Origin of the sequence: Sorangium sp. KYC3313 (assembly GCF_052075895.1) — a bacterium.
GTDB classification, from domain to species: Bacteria; Myxococcota_A; Polyangia; order Polyangiales; family Polyangiaceae; genus Sorangium; species Sorangium cellulosum_B.
The window spans coordinates 5,813,710-5,832,309 of the sequence record NZ_CP197255.1 but is presented as its reverse complement, the minus strand read 5'-3'; the positions used below and the strand labels follow the sequence as shown (position 1 = coordinate 5,832,309).

The following is an 18,600-nucleotide window of genomic DNA, read 5'->3' as shown; positions in this document are numbered from 1 at the left end:
GACGGCCGCGAGGAGGGCCGCGCGCCCGGCCCGGAGCGAGCCCCCGGCCGGACGCGCGCGAGCGGGATCAGGACGCCCGGAGCGCCTCGAGCAGATCGACGTCGGGGATCGCGACCGGGAGGCGGGCGCGGAGGACGGCGACGTCGTTGTCCTCGCAGAGGCGAGCCACCGCGAGCCCATCGAAGAGGGAGATGGGCGCGGTCCCCACGATCGCGGCCTCTTCGCGCGCACCGGAGAGCATCTGACCGGCGGTCAGGATCCAGCCGGCGGTCGCGGGGCCGTAGTGGTGGAGCGAGCCGCGCAGCTCGGTGACCCGCTCGCGGCCGACCTCGCGGCCGTCCCGCCGGATGACCAGCGCGAGCTTGATCTCGTCACCCGCCGTGCGGAGCGCGCCGGAGAAGTGGCTCTCGCCGCCCGGCGCCCCGGCGCGGCGCACCGCGCGCAGCTGGCCGATGCCGATGCGCTCGAGGGCGAGGACGCAGACCTCGACGAAGGCATGGCCCGGGAGCTCGGAGAGCTTGCGCACGAAGGCGCGCCGCGCGGCGTCGCGGTAGCGCTCCACCGCGGCGAGCGCCTCCTGCTCCAGCCGCGCCAGGTCGCCCGGCAGCAGCCAGTCCGTCAGCGCGATCCTGCCGCCGGCGAAGCGGAACCGGGGCCGCTGCCCCGCGGCGGTGCGGCGCGCGTTGTCGGCGCGCACGGCGGCCGCGACCTGGGACTGCACGAGCTGCACGTCGCCGACGAGGCGGCCGCGGCGCTGCGCCGTCTCGGCGATCTGCCGGAGCGAAACCGCGCCCGCGTTCCGATCGAAGGTCGAGAGGATGCCGGCGACCGCATCGGCGAGATCACGGCCGGCCAGGTCGTCGAGCGCGTGCCCTTCGCCGCCCGTGAGCTCGATGACCTGCGGCCCGCGGTAGACGGGCTCGGCGCCGAAGCTGTCGGGGCGGTCCGCTCGGTCGGCGCGCTCGACCCGGTCGGTGCGCTCGACCCGGTCGGTGCGCTCGGCCCGGTCGGGACGATCGAAGCGCTCGGTCCGGTCGGAGCGCTCGGTCCGGTCGGAGCGCGGCGGCTCGCGGCCGTTCTCGCGCCGCGCCTCGAACACCGGCGTCGCGACGTAGGAAGGTAGCCCACCGGTGCTCGGGTTGGCCTCCGCGGTCCCGCGGCCGCGGCGGCGACGGCGGCGGCGGCGGCGGCCCTCGCCCTGCTCGCCCGACGAGCCGGGCGTCGCGCGGTCCTCGCCGCCGAGGATCGGCTGATCGTCGTCGTCCTCTTCGTCGAAGAGCTCCGCGGCGCCGGCGACGGCCTCGGCCCGCATCGCCTCGTCCGGGCCCGGCGGCTCCGCGTCGTCGAGCTCGCCCTCTTCCTCGTCGACGTAGGCGCTCGCGGCGCGCGGGGACGACGGCGTCGGCGGCGGCACGGGCTCGCGCGCTGCCGCGATGTCCACGCCGTTCAGCCCGACCGCGCCCGTCGCGCCGGCCACGACCCTCTCGTCGTCCTCGTCCTCATCGTCGATCGCAGGCGCGGCCTGCGCCGCCGCGTTTGCGGCTCCGCCCTCGACCTCGACCGCGCCGCGCTCCGCCTCGAGCGCCGCGGGAGCGCCGAGCTCGCTCTCTTCCACCGCGTCGTCGTCGGCGCCCGCGTCGAACAGGGTCGGCTGCTCCTCGTCCTTGCGCGCCTTGGCCGCCTCGGGCTTTCCGCCGCGCTTCGCCTTCTTGCCGTCGAGCCCGGACTTGATGGTCTTCTCGTCCCACTCGCGCAGCGCGAACACGCCCGGCTTCACGCGCACCAGGGGGTTGTCCGCCGTGTCCTTCTTCAACGTCGCCGCCAGGCGGGCGCCCATCGTCACCTCTGGGCTCTTTCCAACGTGGCTAAGGAGGTTCTTCTCGATCGCGATATCGGTGATCTCTTTATAGTGAAGCGGTCTACCGATGAGGCGAAGCACCTCGGCGGCTGCATCCGTGAACGTCATCTTTGTTCGCCCTTCGGGCGCGCCGCCCGGCGGGCGCCCTCGTCGTCCCCATCGCGGCCGCCCCGTCCAAAGTGGCTGACGAAGCGCGCGGGATACCCCACCGCAGCCGGGAAACGCACATTCGCTCCCACTCGACCACGACGCGCGGAACGGCCTGCTCGTAGCATGCTCGGAAACGGCGGTCAACGGAACGCGCGATCCGGCTCAAGAGAAGCCGCTGACCGACCTCTAGGGCGCGGAACCGGGGGCCGGGCGGCGCGAGGCCCGGATCGACCGGGCGCCGCGCCGAGGCGAGCGCGCGGCGGCCGGCGACGGCAGGCTGGATGAACGATGAACGCGCGGCGCGCAGTCAACGGCGCGCGGCCCCCTGGACGAGCATCGATGTGGCGCGTGAGCCGATGTCGGCCCGTCCGGAGCACGGGAGAAGACCACGGGAGAAGAGGAGTTGATGCGTTGATCTGTTGAGGTGTTGATCGCGTCGATATGTCCTGGAGTCGAAGGCCCTCCCTCAACTCACCGCATCGCCGCACGACCGCACCACCACCGCGCGGCCGAGGAGCGCTATGCGATGAGGGAGGAAGCGATTGGCCGGAGCGCGCCGGACGGACCGGGCATCACCGTACACGACCGCGCGTGTTCATGCGTGACCGCGCGTAATCCTGCGCAAACACGCGTAATCCTGCGCAAACACGCGTAACCGCGCGTAACCGCGCGTGGACGCACGTGGACACGCGCTCCCGGACGGCGCGGCGCGATGTCACGCGGTCGTCACGGCCGCGGCGCGCCCGGCCAGCGGTTGCGCGGCGCGGCGCGGGCGACAGCGCTTTTGCGCTTTGCCATCTGCCGGACAGGAGGGTTACGCTCTGTGGGTGGAGCTTTCGCGGTTGCTCGACGAGCTCACCCTGGCGGCGGACAAGGTCGGCATCGCCGTCAGGATGGAAGCGTTCGATCCGCACCTGTCGGACGCGCGCAATCCGCGGGGCGGGCTCTGCACGGTGCTCGGCCGGCGGCTCATCCTGGTCGACGCCAACGCGTCGCTGCCGGATCGCATCGCCACGGTCGCGGCCGCGCTCGCGCGCGTCGATCTGGAGTCCGTGTTCCTGCCGCCGATCGTGCGCGCGACCATCGGCGCCCACGCCCGCGGCGCGCGGCCCCGGGCGGCCGCGCCGGGCGAGCCAGCGCGGCTGCCGGCGCGCCCCGCGCGGGGCGGGAAGGCCCCGAAGCTGCTCCCGCTCGCCCGCACCAAGTGGCGTGACGCCTGAACGACGGTCCCGGCAGCGCGCAGACAGCACGCGTTACGGCGCGAGCGCCCGCTCGACCTCGGTGTAGAGCGCCGCGATCGCCGCGTCGAGCTGCGCCACGTCGGTCCCGCCAGCCTGCGCCATGTCCGGACGGCCGCCGCCGGAGCCGCCCACGATGCGGGCGATCGGCTTGATGAGCTCGCCGGCCTTGAGCCGCTCGGTGGCCGCCTTCGAGAGCATCACCGCGAGCTGCGCCTTGTCGCCCACGGCCGCGCCGAGCAGCACCGCCGAGCGATCGCCGAGCTTGTCGCGCAGCTTCTCCGCGAGATCGCGCAGCGCGCCCGGGTTGGTGCCGTCCGGCACCCGGCGCGCGAGCACCTTGATCCCGCCGATGTCCCGGGCGCCGTCCAGCATCGCGTCGATGCCGCCGCCGCCGCCCTGCGCGGGGCCCGCCCCCTCCAGGATCCGGCGCTCGAGCTCGACGACCTTCTTCTCGAGCTCCCGCTCGTGCGCCACGATCTTCCCGATCTTCTCGGCGAGATCGCCGCCCTGCGCCTTCGCGACCTGGCGCGCCCGGGCGAGCTCGGCCTCGACGCCCCGCGCGTACGCGAGCGCGTTCAGCCCCGTCGACGCGAGGATCCGCCGCACGCCCGCGGCCACGCCGCCCTCGCTCGTGATCTTGAACAGCCCGATGTCCCCCAGCGCGCACGCGTGCGTGCCGCCGCAGAGCTCCACCACCTCGGGCGTCATCGTGAGCATCCGCACCGTGTCGCCGTACTTCTCCTCGAAGATCGCCATCGCGCCCCGCCGCCGCGCCTCGTCCATCGGCAGGATCTCGGTCGTCACCTTCGCGTTCGTCAGGACCTTCTCGTTCACCAGATCCTCGATCCGCGAGATCTCCTCGCGGGTGAGGGGCCGGTTGTGCGTGAAGTCGAAGCGGAGGACGTCCGGGCCGACCCGCGAGCCCTTCTGCTGCGCGTGCTCGCCGAGCACCTTGCGCAGCGCCCAGTGCAGGACGTGGGTGGCGGAGTGGTTGCGCCGCGTCGCCGACCGCGCCGCGTGGTCCACCGCCAGGTGGACGCGCTGCCCCACCGCGAGCGCCCCCTCGCTGACCACGCCCTCGTGCACGACCAGCCCGGCGAGCGGCTTCTGCGTGTCTTTCACCTCGACGCGCGCCCCGTCCGCCGTCACCTCGCCGGCGTCGCCGACCTGACCGCCCGACTCGGCGTAGAACGGCGTCTCGCGCACGACGATCTCGACCGTCGCCCCCGCCTCCGCGCGCTCGACCAGCGCACGGACCTTGCGCGCCCGGTCGCCTTCGCCCTGGACGTCGACCCGGACGATCGCGACGATCTCGCTGTCGCCCTCCTCGTGCTCGTAACCCGTGAACACCACCGGCTGCGCGAGCTTGGCGCGGGCCTCGCGGTGCGCGGGATCCACCGCGGCGGTCGGATCGATCGGGCCGTCCGCCTCGCCGGCGCCCTTGATGATCGCCTCGGCCCCCGGGACGTCGACGCCGAAGTTCGACTCGGCGCAGATGACCTGGGTCAGATCGAGCGGGAAGCCATAGGTGGTGTAGAGATCGGCCGCGGCGGCGGCCGGGAGCGTCCGCTCGCCGGACGAGCGCATCTCGTCGAAGCGCTCGTCGAGGATCTTCATCCCGCGCTTCAGCGTGGAGCGGAAGCGGACCTCCTCGTCCTCGGTGACGCGGGCGATGAGCTCTCGCCGGTCGCGGAGCTCGGGGTACGTCTCGCCCATCCGGCGGACCACCTCGAGCGCGACCTCGTGAAGGAACGGCCGATCGATCCCGAGCCGGTGCCCGTGGCGGATCGCGCGGCGCATCACCCGGCGGAGCACGTACTCGCGCCGCTGCTTCTCGGGCATCACCCCTTCGGCGATCAGGAACGCGGCCGTGCGCGCGTGATCCGCGATGACCCGCATCGACACGTCGTCGTCGGCGCTGCCCCCCGTGTACGGCTTGCCGCTGAGCTCGGCGGCCTTGTCGACGAGCCCGCGGAGCAGGTCCGTGTCGTAGTTCGACGTCACGCCCTGGAGCACGCTCGCGAGCCGCTCCAGGCCCATGCCTGTGTCGATGCTCGGCGCCGGCAGGGGCACGAGCGGGCCGTCCTTCTCGACGCGCTCGTACTGCATGAACACGTTGTTCCAGATCTCGGTCCAGCCCGTGCCGTCGATGCGCGGCTCCTCGCCGAAGCGCGCGACGTCGGGCTCGTTCCCGTGGAAGAAGTGGATCTCCGAGCAAGGGCCGCACGGGCCGACGTCACCCATCGTCCAGAAGTTGTCGGCCAGGCCGAGCCGGAGGATCCGGTCGTCGCCGAAGCCCGTGACCTTGCGCCAGATCGCCGCGGCCTCGTCGTCGGCCGGGAAGCCCCCTTCGCCGTTGTAGACGGTGACCACGAGCCGCGACGGCGAGATATCGTAGACCTTCGTCAGGAGCTCCCAGGCGAAGGCGATCGCGTCTTCCTTGAAGTAGTCGCCAAAGCTGAAGTTGCCGAGCATCTCGAAGAACGTCTGGTGGCGCGCGGTGACGCCGACGTTCTCGAGATCGTTGTGCTTGCCGCTGATCCGGATGCACTTCTGGCTCGAGGCGGCGCGCTGGTACGGGCGCCTGTCCTTGCCCGTGAAGACGTCCTTGAACTGCACCATGCCCGCGTTCACGAACATCAGCGTCGGATCGTTCTGGGGCACGAGCGGCGCGCTCGGGACGATCTCGTGCCCGCGCTGGGCGAAGAACTCGAGGAATGTGCGGCGGAGCAGGTCAGAGCTGGCAGGCGTTGCGATGGACATAGGAGGACGCGCGGTCTAGCACGACCGGAGAGCGGCTTCCGCCTGCTCGACGCGCGCCCGCGGCGGAAGACGCGCGCGCCGGGCCGGTTTGCGCCGGGCCGGCGCGCCATCCCGCCCGCGCCGGGCCCGCCGGCTCACGCCGGCGAGGCCGGACCGCCGGGTCAGCGGCCGGAGGCGACGACGCTGCTGCCGGAGGCGGCCTCGAGGGCGAGCGGCGCCCTCTGGAGCGCGCTCTCGATCGCGCCCGCGACGGCGTCGCTCTGCAGCTGGGCGAGCTCCCTCAGGCCCTTGGCGCGCTTCGCCTCGGCGAGCGCCTGGGCCGAGCCGGTCATCGAGCCCTTCAGCGTCTGGCTCGGCATCTCGCGGATCACGTACTCGACCTTGGCGGCGAAGCCGACCCCGTCCGCCCCATGGCGCTTGCTCAGGTGCGTGACCGAGCCGTCCAGCGTGAAGGCCGGCAGCTTGCGGCTCTTGCCTTCCGCAGCCAAGTCCGTGCCGTCGGCCACGATCTCGATGTCGGCGAACTGCGCCACGCGGCTGCGCGTCTGCTGCTTGAGCTGCGGTCCGAGCTTCGCGTCCTTCACGCCGGAGCGGTTCTCGAACTTGCCCAGGCTGACCAGGAAGCGCGCCTTGGACGACGAGCGCGACAGCTTCTCGATGGCGGCCTCGATCGGGCGCTTCAGGTTGGGGGCGGGCTCGAGCCTGAGCGCCGCCTTGAGCGCCGGGACCGCCGCGGGGTTGCCCAGCGCGCCGAGCGCCGCCGCGGCCGACGCGCGCACCGCCGGGTGCGGATCCCTGAGCGCCTTCTCGAGGGCAGGGCGCGCGCCGGGGCTCTTCGACCTGCTGAGCGACAGCGCCGCCGCGACACGGAGCCGATAGTCCTTGCCGACCGCGATGTCGCGGAAAGCGGACGTGTCTGCGTCCTGGGCGACGGACAGGGCGGTCGACCCGAGCACCATCGACGCCGCCAAGAACATCGCAATGAAGAGACGACGAACCATCACGTCCCTCCGGAGAGCGGCGGCTCACGCCACCCGTTCTCCTCGGTGAACCACGGAAGTATCGCGACGCGCCTGGCGTCCAGACAATCCTATCCTTGGCCAGGACGGTCGCGAGATCAAGGGCTGTTTGGCCCCGGATGGCTCATGCAGGACTCATGACGAGAGCGACGACGTCGCCGTTTCGCACCGTTTGACACGGCTCCGCGCCGCTCCGCCGCCCCGAGCGCTCATTTCCAGACACACGGCGACGCGCGAGGCTGGCTGAGCGCCGGGCGGGTTCGGCTCAGAAGAGGATACCGAGATACCAGCGCACCGTCTGTGCGGTCTCGAGATCGAGCTTCTGGACCGCCTCTTCACCCCTGAGCTGGCCGAGCCCGCCGAGAGGAAACAGCACGCCGTACTGCACCGCCGTGTAGAAGCCGCCCATCTTGTCGGGGTCGTCGTTGAGCGTCCCGTCCTTGGACTGGAAGTACAGCTGCGCGTTCAGCTCGATGCCGAGATCCCGGGAGTTGCCGGGAGCCTGGAGGAACTCCGAGGCGCGGCTCCAGATGGCCGCGGCGCCGAGGCCGGCGCGCTGGCCGTTCTTGTCGCGGGCGAAATCCCAGTCGACGCCAGGGCGGAAATAATACGCGCCCTGGACCCGAGAGAGGATGTTCCTGAAGAGGATCTGATCGACCCGGTAATCGGGGTGGAAGCGGAATGTGGAGTACGTGCGATCGGTCGAAAGCTGGGGATCCATGGCCCCGAGCTGCGTCCCCCGCGGCTCGAGGGCGGGCGCGTCGTCGTCGCCGGTCGCGTACCCGAAGCCGAAGTGGACGCGCAGCCGGCCCTCCATCTCGGTGAGCTCGGCCTGCGTGGCGAGCCCGAACTGCCGGACGCCCCAGCCGGTGTCCTTCGGCGAGATGACGTTCGCATAATCGCTCTCGTCCTGGCCGCGCAGATCGAGGGATCCGTAGATCATCGCCGCCTCTAGCTCGAAGCGGAACTTCTTGTAGAGCAGCTGGAACCACACGTCGGGGATGATCATCTCCGCACCCCGATGCACGTACCCCGCCGCGACGTTGTCGGCGCTCTGGCCGAGCGACGCGGACAGGTTGGCGTTGTTGTCGCCGGCGGTGATGTCGTTCGCCAGCGTCTGCTGCCGGTAAGCGAAGTAGACGCCGCCGTTCACGACCATGTTGCCGCGGGCGAGCTCGAGCTTCTGGAGCTCGGGATTCTTGCGGCGGACGGCGACGAACACGTACTGATCGACGTCATCGGACTGGGCGAGGTCGTACGGCTGGCCCTCGAGGTCCTGGATCGACGCGCTCGTCGCGCCCTCGTTGGCCCAGTCCCACGCACCGGCGAAGTAGATGTCGTATTTCTTGATGCCCGTGACGAACATCAGCCGGTCGACGGTCGACTGGTAGTCTGAGTCGTACCCGTCACCGCTGTTCGCCACCATACCGAGGCCCCAGTGGTTCGGCATGCGGCCGAAGCGGAGGAGACCGACGGGGGTCATGTACTCTCCCCAGATCCGCTTGACGGAGATGGAGTCCTTCGTCGCGTTGATGCCGGCGCTGGGCGCCCACTGGGTGCTGGAGAAGGCCCCGAGCGGCGAGTAGCCGCCCCGGCGGGCGACCTGGTAGCCGCCGCCCGCCGCCGGCTGGTTCGCGTAGCCGTCCGGGGTCGAGCCGAGCACCACGTTGTCGAGGAGATCGACCTGAGTGAGGATGCGCAGGTTGTCGCTGATGTGCAGCTCGGGATTGAGGCGGAACCGCATGTTCGCGCCGGCCTGGGTGTCGTTCTTGCACGACTCGAACGAGCGGGAGCCGCCGCTCGTGGTCTCGCTCGGGTTGCAGAGCGAGACCACGTTTCCCTTGTAGGAGTTGTCGGCCGGCTGCGGCCAGAGCGCCTGACTGCGGGGGTCGATGCGGCCGAGGGCGAAGCTGTTGAAGAGCTCCCAGCGGAGCCGGTAGTAGCCGTGGAACTCGAACGTCGGTCGCGCGTGGGACCACCAGTCCTCGGCGTAGACCTCGCTGGGCCGGGCGCCGATCTCCGCCTGGATCGCCTGTCGCTCGGGCTGCTCGGCCGCCGCAGCGGCTGCGGGCCCCTCCGAGGCCGCCGGCGTGGCCGGCTGCGGCGCGGAGGGAGCGGCCGTGTCGGCCGTGTCGGCCGGCGGCAGGAGCGGCTGGCGCGCCGACGGGGGTTCGGGCGTCTCGGCGCTGGCCGGCGCGGCGCCGGGCTGCGCAGGCGTCGCGCCGGGCTGGGCCGGCGCTGCGCCGGGCTGGGCCGGCGCGGCGGGCTGCGCAGCGGGGGTGCCTGCCTGTCCGGCGGGCGGCTGCGCTGGGGCCGCCGGCGGCTGGGCCGGCCGGCGTACCGGCTGGGCGGACGCGGAAGACGCGCCCAGCACGAGCGCGAGCGCGAGGCCCGACCGGAGGCGACGGCGAGGGGTGCCAGGGCGGTACGACGTACCCGGAGACCGCGACGAGATGGGCATCTGCTTGGTTTCGTTCGCGCGTTTCGCCCCGCGCGCAGGAAGAGGTTGAAGATCCGAGCTCTCGGTGGCCCGGAGGCCGGGGGCCGATGTCTCACGCCCGGCCTGTGTGGTCAAGGCACCGCTCGGCCCCGGGCCCTGGAACCCGGTCACGGATACACACCCGGGACGCACCGGAGCGGGGGCCACCGGCTACCTCAACCCCGGTCGCCTGGCAGGGACGGCTGGAGGGTCCGCCTCAACCTCGGTCGGGTCCGCCTCAGCCTCAACCTCGGTCGCCTGGCAGGGACGGCTGGAGGGTCCGCCTCAACCTCGGTCGGGTCCGCCTCAACCTCGGTCGGTCGGGTCCGCCTCCGCCTCAACCTCGGTCGGTCGGGTCCGCCTCAACCTCGGTCGGTCGGGTCCGCCTCAACCTCGGTCGGTCGGGTCCGCCTCAACCTCGGTCGGTCGGGTCCGCCTCAACCTCGGTCGGTCGGGTCCGCCTCAACCTCGGTCGGGACCACCTCGTCGGGGCCACCTCGCTCGCGCCGCGCCGCCGCCGCTCTCACCTGTGCCGCCGGAGCCCTGATCCCGCCTCGCCTGCGGCGCACGGCCGCGCGGACCTGCGGATCTCGTCGTCCTCCCCTCTGGATCTCTCGCCCGAGCTGAGCGACCCTCTCGCCCGCAGCATCCCGCTCCCGCCGACGGAGCCATGGAGAAAGCGCTCATGAACCGGACACTCATTGCACTACCCCTCGCGCTGTCGTCGCTGCTCGCCGCGGGCTGCGGCCACTCCGAGCAGGAGTGGAAGTCGCAGCTCGACAAGTACAACCAGCTCCAGAACCGGAGCCAGAAGAGGGAGGCCGAGCTCGAGAAGGAGCTCGCCGACGCGAAGCAGCGCGTCGAGGAGCTCGAGAAGAAGCTCGCGGACCAGGGCGCCGACATCTCGAAGATGAGCTCGACGCTGGAGGACCGCGAGAAGGCGCTGGCCGAGTACAAGGCGCGCGCGAAGCAGCTCGAGGCGATCCAGGCGCGGTTCGACCTGCTCCGGAAGAAGCTCGAGGAGCTCGTCAAGCTCGGCCTGGAGGTCCAGGTCCGCAGGAACCGGATGGTCATCTCGCTCCCCGGAGACGTCCTGTTCGACTCGGGCAAGGACACGCTGAGCAAGGACGGCCAGCAGATCCTGAAGAAGATCTCGGACGTCATCCGGGGCGACAAGTCGCTCGTGGACCGCGACTACCAGGTCGCCGGGCACACCGACAGCCAGCCCTACAAGAGCGGCCCGTTCCAGGACAACTGGGGGCTGTCGCTGATGCGCGCCCGGGCCGTGCTGCTGTTCCTGATCGGCAAGGAGGGCCAGCTGCCGACGAGGCACTGGAGCGCGGCAGGGTTCGCGGACACGGACCCCATCGCGAGCAACAACACGCCGGCCGGCAAGCAGAAGAACCGCCGGTGCGACCTGATCGTGATGCCGGACGTCGACGAAATGCTCGACCTGACGAAGCTCGCCAAGAAGTAAGCGCCGGCAAGCGAGGGGCCCGTGGCGCCGACGGCGGCGTGCCGCTTCGTGCACCGCGGGCTCAGCCGCCGAGCCACTGCCGCGCGAGCTCGAGCGTGCGGGCGTTGTCCGGCACGTCGCGGAGGAAGCGCTCGCGCCAGGCCGGATCGCTGAGCTGCTCGGCGCGCGCGAGCAGCGCCGCCCTGGCCGACGAAATCGCGACCTCGGCCTCGGCGCGCCTCCCGCTCGCGGCGAGCGCCTCGACATACGCCAGGCGGACGAGCGACTCGCCCTCTTCCAGCGTGCCGAACTCCGAGAGCCGCGCGGTCGCCTCGGCGGCGGCCCGGATCGCCTCGCCGGTGCGCCCGAGCCCGAGCAGCGCGCGCGCGAGGATGGAGAAGGCCTGCACGCAGAGCGTCGGCGCGCTCTCGAAGAGCGCGATGGCGGCGCGCGCCTCGCGCTCGGCGGCCTCGAGATCACCCATGGCGAGGGCGATCTTCGCCAGGTAGCAGCGAGCGAAGAGCTCCGTGCGCACCATGCCCGCCCCCTGGCTCGACGCGACCGCCTCCTCGGCGAGCGCCCGCCCCTCGGCGAGCTGACCACGGTACCCGAGCGCGTGCGCGAGGTTGGCCTGCACAGTGACCTTCAGCTCGTCCAGGTGCAACCGGTCGGCCGCCTCCATGGCTGCCCGCAGCATCGACTGGGCCATCTCGAAGTCGCCGAGCTCCGTGCACACGGAGCCCAGGCTCGCCCGGGCGCTGAGCGCGTTGCGATGATCGCCAGCCTGCTCGAAGGCGAGCAACGCGGCTTCCTGGCTGGCGGCACAGGAGCCCAGGTCGCCTCTGCACATCTCATGGGCCGCGCGCGCGTCGTGGAGGTGCGCGACCACCTCGATATCCGTCGTCTCCGCGCTCGCGAGGGCGCGCTGGACCACATCGAGCAGCGCCGCGCCTTCGGCGTACCGCCCCCCCAGCGACAGCGCGCTCGCGCCCGCGGACAGGCAGCGGTGCTTTGCGTCCTGCGCGTCGCCGGAGGCGGCCACGCCCACCGCCTCGGTCGTCCAGCGTTCAACCTCGTCCAGCCGCCCCAGCTTGGACGTGGCCCATACGAGGGAGATGATGGCCGAGAACCACGCGGCCGAGCCGCGCTCCACCAGGCCCAGCGCCTCGCTCCCCCGCTCCGCGGAGAGCGCGAGATCGCCGCGCCACACATGAGCCTCCGCCTGGACCCAGCGGAGCCTGCCGGCGGCGTCCCCGGCCGCGCCGCAGCCGAGACCCCGGTCGGCCCGCGCGATCGCCGCGTCGAGATCGCCGCCGCGGAGCGCCTCCTCCGCAGCGCGCAGGTACGCCTCCGCCGCCCGCGCCGGCGCGCCGCCGAGCTCGAAGTGCTCCGCCAGCGCCGTCGCGTCCGCCCCGCCAGCGCGGGCCAGCCAGTCGCCCGCAAGGCCGTGCCCGACGCGGCGGTCGCGCTCGGTCAGCATGCCGTAGGCCGCCTCCCGCACCAGCGCGTGCCGGAACTCGTACTCCACCTCGCCCGCGATCCGCGCCTCGCGCCGCCGCACCAGCAGCTCCCGCCGCCCCAGCTCCGCGAGCGGCTGCGCCACCGGCGCGCCGCCCACCAGCGCGGCCACCGCGCCTTCCCACGACGTCTCGCCGAACACGCTCGCCGCGCGCAGCACCCGCCGCTCCTCCACGCCCAGCGCCTCCAGCCGCGCCTGCACCATCGCCAGCGCCGTCTCCGGCATCCCCTCGCCCCGCCCCTCGGCCACCGCGCGGATCTGCTCCTCCAGCACGAACGCGTTGCCCTCGGCGCGCGCCAGCAGCTCGTCCACCTGCGCCGCGCTCACGCCGTCGCCCAGCACCTCCCGCACCAGCCGCTCGCTCGCGCGCCGGGGCAGCGCCGCGAGCCGCAGCCGAAGCCCGACCCGCTGGCGCCACAGCTCCGGAAACAGCTCGTCCACCTCGGGGCGCGCCAGCGCCAGCACCAGCAGCGGCAGGTCCCTCGCGTGCTGGAGCGCCGCGTCGATCAGCCGCACCGTCGGCAGGTCGCCCCAGTGCAGATCCTCCAGCACCAGCAGCACCGGCTGCCGCTGGCACTCGGCCCGAACGAAGTCCTCGAACGCCTGGCGGATGCGGTCGCCCATCAGCACCGGGCTCTGCCGCGCCGCCTGCAGCTGCACATCGCCCTCGTCAGGGAAGGGCGCCCCCACCAGCTCGCCGAGGAACGCCGCGACGTGCGGCCCCTTGCTCCCGAGCCCGTCGAGCCGTTCTACCCGCGCCAGCACCTTGCTCCGCCGCACCTCCAGCGCCTCGCCGTCGAGCAGCCCCATGGCGCGGCGGAGCGCCTGGGCGAGCAAGCCGAACGCCGAGCCGGCCGCCATCGGATCGGCCCTGCCGATCCAGACCTCGGCGGCCTCGCGCTGCTCCTCGATGGCGCGCAGGAACTCCCAGGCGAGGCGCGACTTGCCCATGCCCGCGGCCCCCACGACGACCACCGCGCTCGCGGCGGGCTCGTCCACGCAATGGCGCCACTCGGCCGCGAGCTGCGAGAGCTCTCGCTCGCGCCCCACGCACGGCGTCGGCTTCCCGAGCAGCCTCGGCACCGTGTCCGGCTCCTCCTTCCGGCCCCGCAGCCAGCACCCATCCGGGCCCTGGACGGTCTCGAAGCGGCTCGCGAGCAGGCTCGCCGTCGCGCTGTCGAGCCGGATACCCCCGGACGGCGGGCCGTCGCGCGCCACGATCAGCTGGGCCACCCGATCGACCAGCTCACCGACAGGCAGCCGCCCCTCGATCGCCGCCAGCCCCGTCGCGATCGACACGGGCACGCCGCCAACCACGGTCCGGAGCGCGAGCGCGCAATGGGCCGCTCGCACCGCGAGGTCCGTCGGGGACTCGGCCCCCGACAGCGCGACGAGCAGCCACTTCGACTGCAGGAAATCGAGCCTCCCCCCGTGGCGCGCCGCGATGTCCCGCAGCGCCTGGGCCTGCGCGACCCCATCGGCCTCCGCCAGCGTCGCGCCGGTCTCCTCGCTGCCGTGGGCGGCCAGGATGACGCACATGACCCGCCGCTCCGACGTCGTGATCTCCTCGCCGGGCGCGCGTGGCGCCGCGACCGCGCTCCCTCCCGCGGCGAGCCCCTCGCCGGCGAAGGCGGCCAGCTCCGCCGCGACGGCGGCGCCGTCGCGCGGCCGGTGCTCCGCCGACTTCGCCAGCATCCGGGCCACGAGGAGCTCGAGCGGCTCGGGGATGCCGTCGCGCAGCTCCCCGAGCCGCGGCGGATCTTCCAGCACGACCTTCACGAGGAGCGACAGCAGGTTGTCGCCCAGGAACGGCCGGCGCCCCGCGAGGCACTCGAACAGGATGCACCCGAGCGCGAACACATCCGCGCGGGCGTCCACCGGCGCCTCGCCGCTCGCCTGCTCGGGGGCCATGTACCCGGGCGTTCCAAGGATCGCTCCGGGCGCCGTCAGGCTCTGCGTGAGCCAGAGCTCGCGCGCGATGCCGAAGTCGAGCAGCGTCGCTCGCTCGACCGCGCCGCTCACCAGCATCAGGTTGCTCGGCTTCAGGTCGCGGTGGACGATGCCCTGCTGGTGGACCGCGCCCAGCGTCGTCGCCACCTGCGCCGCCAGCGTCACGCTCTCCGCCATCGACAGCGGCCCTTGGGCGAGCCTCTGCTCCAGCGTCACGCCCTCCAGCCACTCCATCGCCAGGTACGGCCGCCCTGCGCCCGTCGTCCCGTGCGCCACGTACCGCACGACCCCTGGCAGCCGGAGCGTGACGAGCGCCCTCGCCTCCCGCGCGAACCGGCGCAGATCGCCCGCGCTCGCGCTGTGCAGCACCTTGAGCGCGACCGCCTCCCCCGAGCGCCGGTCCCGCGCGCGATAGACCTCCCCCATCCCGCCGGATCCGGCGAACCGCTCGATCTCGAACCGATCCTCGACCACGTCCAATTCGCGCATTGCGTCTGCGATGTCGCTCACGCGGGCCTCCTGCGACGGCCCTCACCCGCAGGATCACGGTGCCCTGACGGAACGAATGTAACCTATACCACCATCACCCCGGTGAGTGGTCTATCGCGGGCACCAGGATCGCAGAGCGACCACAGCGCGTTCCGGTGCCCGGGCACCGAGCTCCTGGCTCGCCGCGCAGGGCAGCGCGCGGCGTGTTCTCAACCGCCGAGTGGGATCCGGAATGTCGAGGCAGGCTCGTGTCCGCACGCCGTTCCCGCCCGGCAAGGCTCGACCTCGACGCGGTACTCGCCGGGCTCGTGATCCTTGAGCGGCACACGGAGGCGCTGGACCTGGCCGCCCTTCCATGGCCCCGGCGCGAACACCTCGGGCCGCGCCGCCGGAGGCGCCTTGTCGACCGCGTACACGCCGATGCGCACGAACTCCGTATCTTGGCCAAAGGCGATCTCGACCTCCAGGGTCCCGTCGATCCGGCGCCCGAACGCGGTCAGCTGCCTTGTCCCGACGACCGTCGCCTTCACGCGCGCGAGCGTGGAGCCTGAGGCGGCGGCCTCCTCGCTCGCCATCACCGCGGGCGCCTCGGCGGCCCCGCGCAGCGGCCACGCGAGCGGCAGCGTATCGAGCCCGCCGAACAGGCGCGGGCGCTGCGCGTAGGTGCGGTCCTGCGCCCGGTTGAACGCCAGGCCGAGCGTGACCGCCTCGCGCTCGGGATCCACGGCCGCCGGGTCGGTCCAGGCCTCGGCGAGCGCCTGCGTGAACACGCCCCCGCGCGGCGTCTCGGCGGCGTCGCTGCCGGCGCTGGCCGCGATGACGACGCCGATGCGCTCGCTGTGGTCGTGCTCCACACCGAGATCCTCGGGCAGCGAGAAGGCTCCGGCGCGGCCCGCGTCGAGGATGACCAGCACGCGCCCCGCCTTCGAGGCGGCGATGGCCTGGAAGAGGCGCGCGGCGGGCAGCGCGTTGCGAGGCTCGGCGGGCCTGGCAGGGTCGAAATCGATGGGCAGGAGGAAGCCCTCGCCGCGCTGGTCGAGGCCGTGGCCGGCGAAGTAGACGAGCAGCGTCTCCCCCTCGGCGGCGCCGGCGAGAAAACCGGTCACGGTCGCCTCCAGGTTGGCCGCGTCGAGGTCCTTGGAGGCCTTGATGCGGTCGTCGTCGAGGGCCCAGCCGTCGCTGCGCTGCAGGGCGCGGCGCATCGCGTCCACGTCGGCGAGCGCGCCCGGGAGGCGCTTGACGCCCGGGGCGCGGTACGCGGCGTTGCCGATCAGCAGGGCGCGCGGGCGGAACGCGCGGGCGCGGAGGTCGGGCTCGGGCAGGATGTCGGCGCGGGCGGTCTCGCCGCCGGGGCCGAGCACGTCGAGGCGGTGGGGCGCCGTGGACCTTTCGCCGAGGAGGAGCTCGACCTCGTACGCGGACAGGGCGGTCGGGCTCGGGATCACGCCGCGCACATCCCAGCGGCCGTCGAGGCGCACGCGGGGGACGCCGCGCGGGGAGAAGACGGTGGCCCGGACGAGGAGGTGTCCCTCGGCGGTGCGCGTCGCCGACGGCGGGCTGACGCCGACGTGGGGGAGCCCGCCGAGCGTCGTGACCTTGCGGGTGGCGGGGTCCTCGAAGCGCAGGCCGAGGGCGGCGCCGCTGCCGGAGCTGATGAAGCGGCCGTCGGCGAACGCCGTGGCCCAGCTGCCGTCGCTGAGCGGGAGGAGGTGGGCGACGAGGTCGCCCGACGGGAGCGCGCGCACCGAGACGCGGCCGTGGCCGAGGGCGGCGATGAGGTGCTTGCCGTCGGGCGTGGCGGCGAGGGAGTGGATGGGCGCGTGCTCCTCGATGCGGAGCGGCGCTGCGGCGGCATCGGCGTGAATCGACCAGCGGGCGAGCACTTCGTCGGCACCGCCGGCCCAGAGGTGGTCGGGCGTGAGGACCAGGGCGTGGACCTGACGTTTGAGCCCCTCGAAGCGGCGGGGCGGGGCGTCGCCGGGCTCGGCGTCGCGGACCGCGACGGTGCCGTCGGTGCCGGCTTCGGCGAGCCAGCGGCCGTCGGGGCTGTAGGCCAGCGCCATCACGCTCTCGCGGAGCATGGTGGCCCTTGGCCAGGATGCGTTCCGGTCTTCCTCCTGGACAAGGCTCACCCGGAGCACTCGTCCTGCCATCCCGGCGACGACCGCTTCAGGACGGCCGGGGTCCACGGCGAGGGCATAAAGCGGCCGCTGCTCGGAGAGCAGCGTGGCCGGCGCCCCGCCCTCGCCAAGCGGCAGGCGCGTCAGATCCCCTGCCGCATCGGCCGACAGGACGGACATGCCGTCAGGGCCGGGGCGGACCGCCCAGGGGAAGTTGCGCAGCCGGCCAATCCGACGAGGGGGAGCGCTGGAGACGCCGGGCATCGCGACGACGGCATGGTCGCGGCCTCCAGAGACCCAGCCGCCATCGGGCAGCGCGGCCAGCGCGCTCACCGCGCCCGCGTGTGCGGACCACCGGCTCACGAGCGACCACGTGGCCGTCGACCACGCGCTGACGTTGCCGGCGCCGTCGCCGACGAGCACGGCTTGCCCCGCCGCCACGCTGTGCATCCGCCGCTGCGCGATCCCCAGCTGCCGCACGGCGAGCCGGCGATCCGCGCCCGTGCAGTCCGCGACCCTGGCGAGCGCGACCGAGCCATCGTCGCCGCCCACCGCGAACCAGGTCCCGGTGGGGTCGAACGCAGCGGCGGAGAGGCCCGCAGATCGCTTCAGCTGACACCGGAGCGACCTGTCGGCGAGGCGGAAGACGCGAGCGTTGCCGGCGGCGTCTCCGGCGAGCAGCAGATCGCGCCGCGGGCTCACGGCGAGCCCGTACACCCAGCGCTCCAGCGCGCCGAGGCGTTCGATCGCGCCGCCGGGCTGAAGCAGCGTCACCTCGCCCTCGCCGCCGAGCGCCAGGAGGCCGCCGGGCAACGCCACCGCGCTCGCGGCGTCGTACCGGACTGTCACCGCGTGTTGCTCATTCCACACCACGACACCGGCGTTCCCGCCCGCGAATGCGCGCCCGTCGTCGAGGTACCCCGTAGCCCACACGACGTTCCTCTCACCAGGGCGGATGAGCGCGTCCTGCTCGAGGGTGGCCGCGCCCGAGCCCAGCTCCCAGGCCCTCGCCACACCGAAGAGCGTACCGACGAGGATCTCGCCGCCATCGGGTCGCACGCTGAGCGAATTGACGGCATCGGTCGGGCTCAGCAGCTCGAGCCGCCGCCGCTCGCCGCTCCGGCGATCCCAGACGAAGACCTCGCCGCCCCAGCCGCCGCTCACCACCCCGCGCCCGTCCGGCAGGAACGCACAGTCACGAATCCATCCTCCGTGCCCCTCCAGCCGCTGGACGACCTGGCCGGTCGCCACATCCCAGACGAGCAGCACCCGATCCTCACTCCCGGACACGATCTGCCGACCGTCCGGCGAGAACGCCAGGCAGCTGACCTCCGCGAGGTGCCCCTCCGGCCTCGCCAGCCGCGCTCCCGGCGGCAGCCAGACCTCCGGAGGGGCGGCCGGCGTGTGCTGTGTTCGCTGCGACGGCGCCGGCGGCGCGCCGCTGCAGCCCCCGATCGCCGCCGCCAGGGCGATCGCGCCCAGCCCCGCCGCGCCGCTTCCGAATCGCCCGTTCGACATTGCCACGCATCCTATCCCATCGAGGTTCGCCGCCGCCG

8 protein-coding genes are annotated in these 18,600 nt (G+C 73.1%); 2 read left to right on the top strand and 6 right to left on the bottom strand.

The window, feature by feature from the left end; all coding sequences use genetic code 11:
- Nucleotides 1-67: 67 nt before the first annotated feature.
- On the bottom strand, nt 68-1,966 hold the full coding sequence (locus ACSRUE_RS22735) for an HTH domain-containing protein (RefSeq protein ID WP_441292829.1): 1,899 nt from the start codon (nt 1,964-1,966) through the stop codon (nt 68-70).
- Nucleotides 1,967-2,835: 869 nt separating this feature from the next.
- Between ACSRUE_RS22735 and ACSRUE_RS22730 the strand changes: the two genes are divergently transcribed.
- A complete protein-coding gene (locus ACSRUE_RS22730; RefSeq protein WP_441292828.1) occupies nt 2,836-3,228 on the top strand; it encodes a hypothetical protein in 393 nt (130 codons plus the stop codon).
- A gap of 33 nt (nt 3,229-3,261) precedes the next feature.
- Here the strand turns inward: ACSRUE_RS22730 and alaS are convergent, their stop codons facing one another.
- From alaS to ACSRUE_RS22715, 3 genes are all read right to left on the bottom strand, one after another.
- Entirely contained in the window at nt 3,262-6,012 is a 2,751-nt protein-coding gene (alaS, locus tag ACSRUE_RS22725) for an alanine--tRNA ligase (protein WP_441292827.1), read from the bottom strand.
- 161 nt (nt 6,013-6,173) lie between these two features.
- Entirely contained in the window at nt 6,174-7,013 is an 840-nt protein-coding gene (locus tag ACSRUE_RS22720) for a HEAT repeat domain-containing protein (RefSeq protein WP_441292826.1), read from the bottom strand.
- A 283-nt stretch (nt 7,014-7,296) separates the two neighbouring features.
- Nucleotides 7,297-9,492: a TIGR04551 family protein gene (locus ACSRUE_RS22715; protein ID WP_441292825.1), complete on the bottom strand. Its 2,196-nt coding sequence runs from the start codon at nt 9,490-9,492 to the stop codon at nt 7,297-7,299.
- 703 nt (nt 9,493-10,195) lie between these two features.
- Here ACSRUE_RS22715 and ACSRUE_RS22710 point away from each other — a divergent pair.
- Nucleotides 10,196-10,987: an OmpA family protein gene (locus ACSRUE_RS22710; protein ID WP_437766292.1), complete on the top strand. Its 792-nt coding sequence runs from the start codon at nt 10,196-10,198 to the stop codon at nt 10,985-10,987.
- A gap of 61 nt (nt 10,988-11,048) precedes the next feature.
- Here the strand turns inward: ACSRUE_RS22710 and ACSRUE_RS22705 are convergent, their stop codons facing one another.
- On the bottom strand, nt 11,049-14,924 hold the full coding sequence (locus tag ACSRUE_RS22705; RefSeq protein WP_441293117.1) for a protein kinase domain-containing protein: 3,876 nt from the start codon (nt 14,922-14,924) through the stop codon (nt 11,049-11,051).
- 209 nt (nt 14,925-15,133) lie between these two features.
- On the bottom strand, nt 15,134-18,562 hold the full coding sequence (locus ACSRUE_RS22700; protein ID WP_441292824.1) for a caspase family protein: 3,429 nt from the start codon (nt 18,560-18,562) through the stop codon (nt 15,134-15,136).
- Nucleotides 18,563-18,600: the final 38 nt, after the last annotated feature.

Excerpts from the sequence above, each read along its gene's own strand:
- ACSRUE_RS22735 (WP_441292829.1), bottom strand. The coding sequence starts at position 1,966 with ATGACGTTCACGGATGCAGCCGCCGAGGTGCTTCGCCTCATCGGTAGA.
- alaS (WP_441292827.1), bottom strand. The coding sequence starts at position 6,012 with ATGTCCATCGCAACGCCTGCCAGCTCTGACCTGCTCCGCCGCACATTC.
- ACSRUE_RS22720 (WP_441292826.1), bottom strand. The coding sequence starts at position 7,013 with ATGGTTCGTCGTCTCTTCATTGCGATGTTCTTGGCGGCGTCGATGGTG.
- ACSRUE_RS22715 (WP_441292825.1), bottom strand. The coding sequence starts at position 9,492 with ATGCCCATCTCGTCGCGGTCTCCGGGTACGTCGTACCGCCCTGGCACC.
- ACSRUE_RS22710 (WP_437766292.1), top strand. The coding sequence starts at position 10,196 with ATGAACCGGACACTCATTGCACTACCCCTCGCGCTGTCGTCGCTGCTC.
- ACSRUE_RS22705 (WP_441293117.1), bottom strand. The coding sequence starts at position 14,924 with ATGCGCGAATTGGACGTGGTCGAGGATCGGTTCGAGATCGAGCGGTTC.
- ACSRUE_RS22700 (WP_441292824.1), bottom strand. The coding sequence starts at position 18,562 with ATGTCGAACGGGCGATTCGGAAGCGGCGCGGCGGGGCTGGGCGCGATC.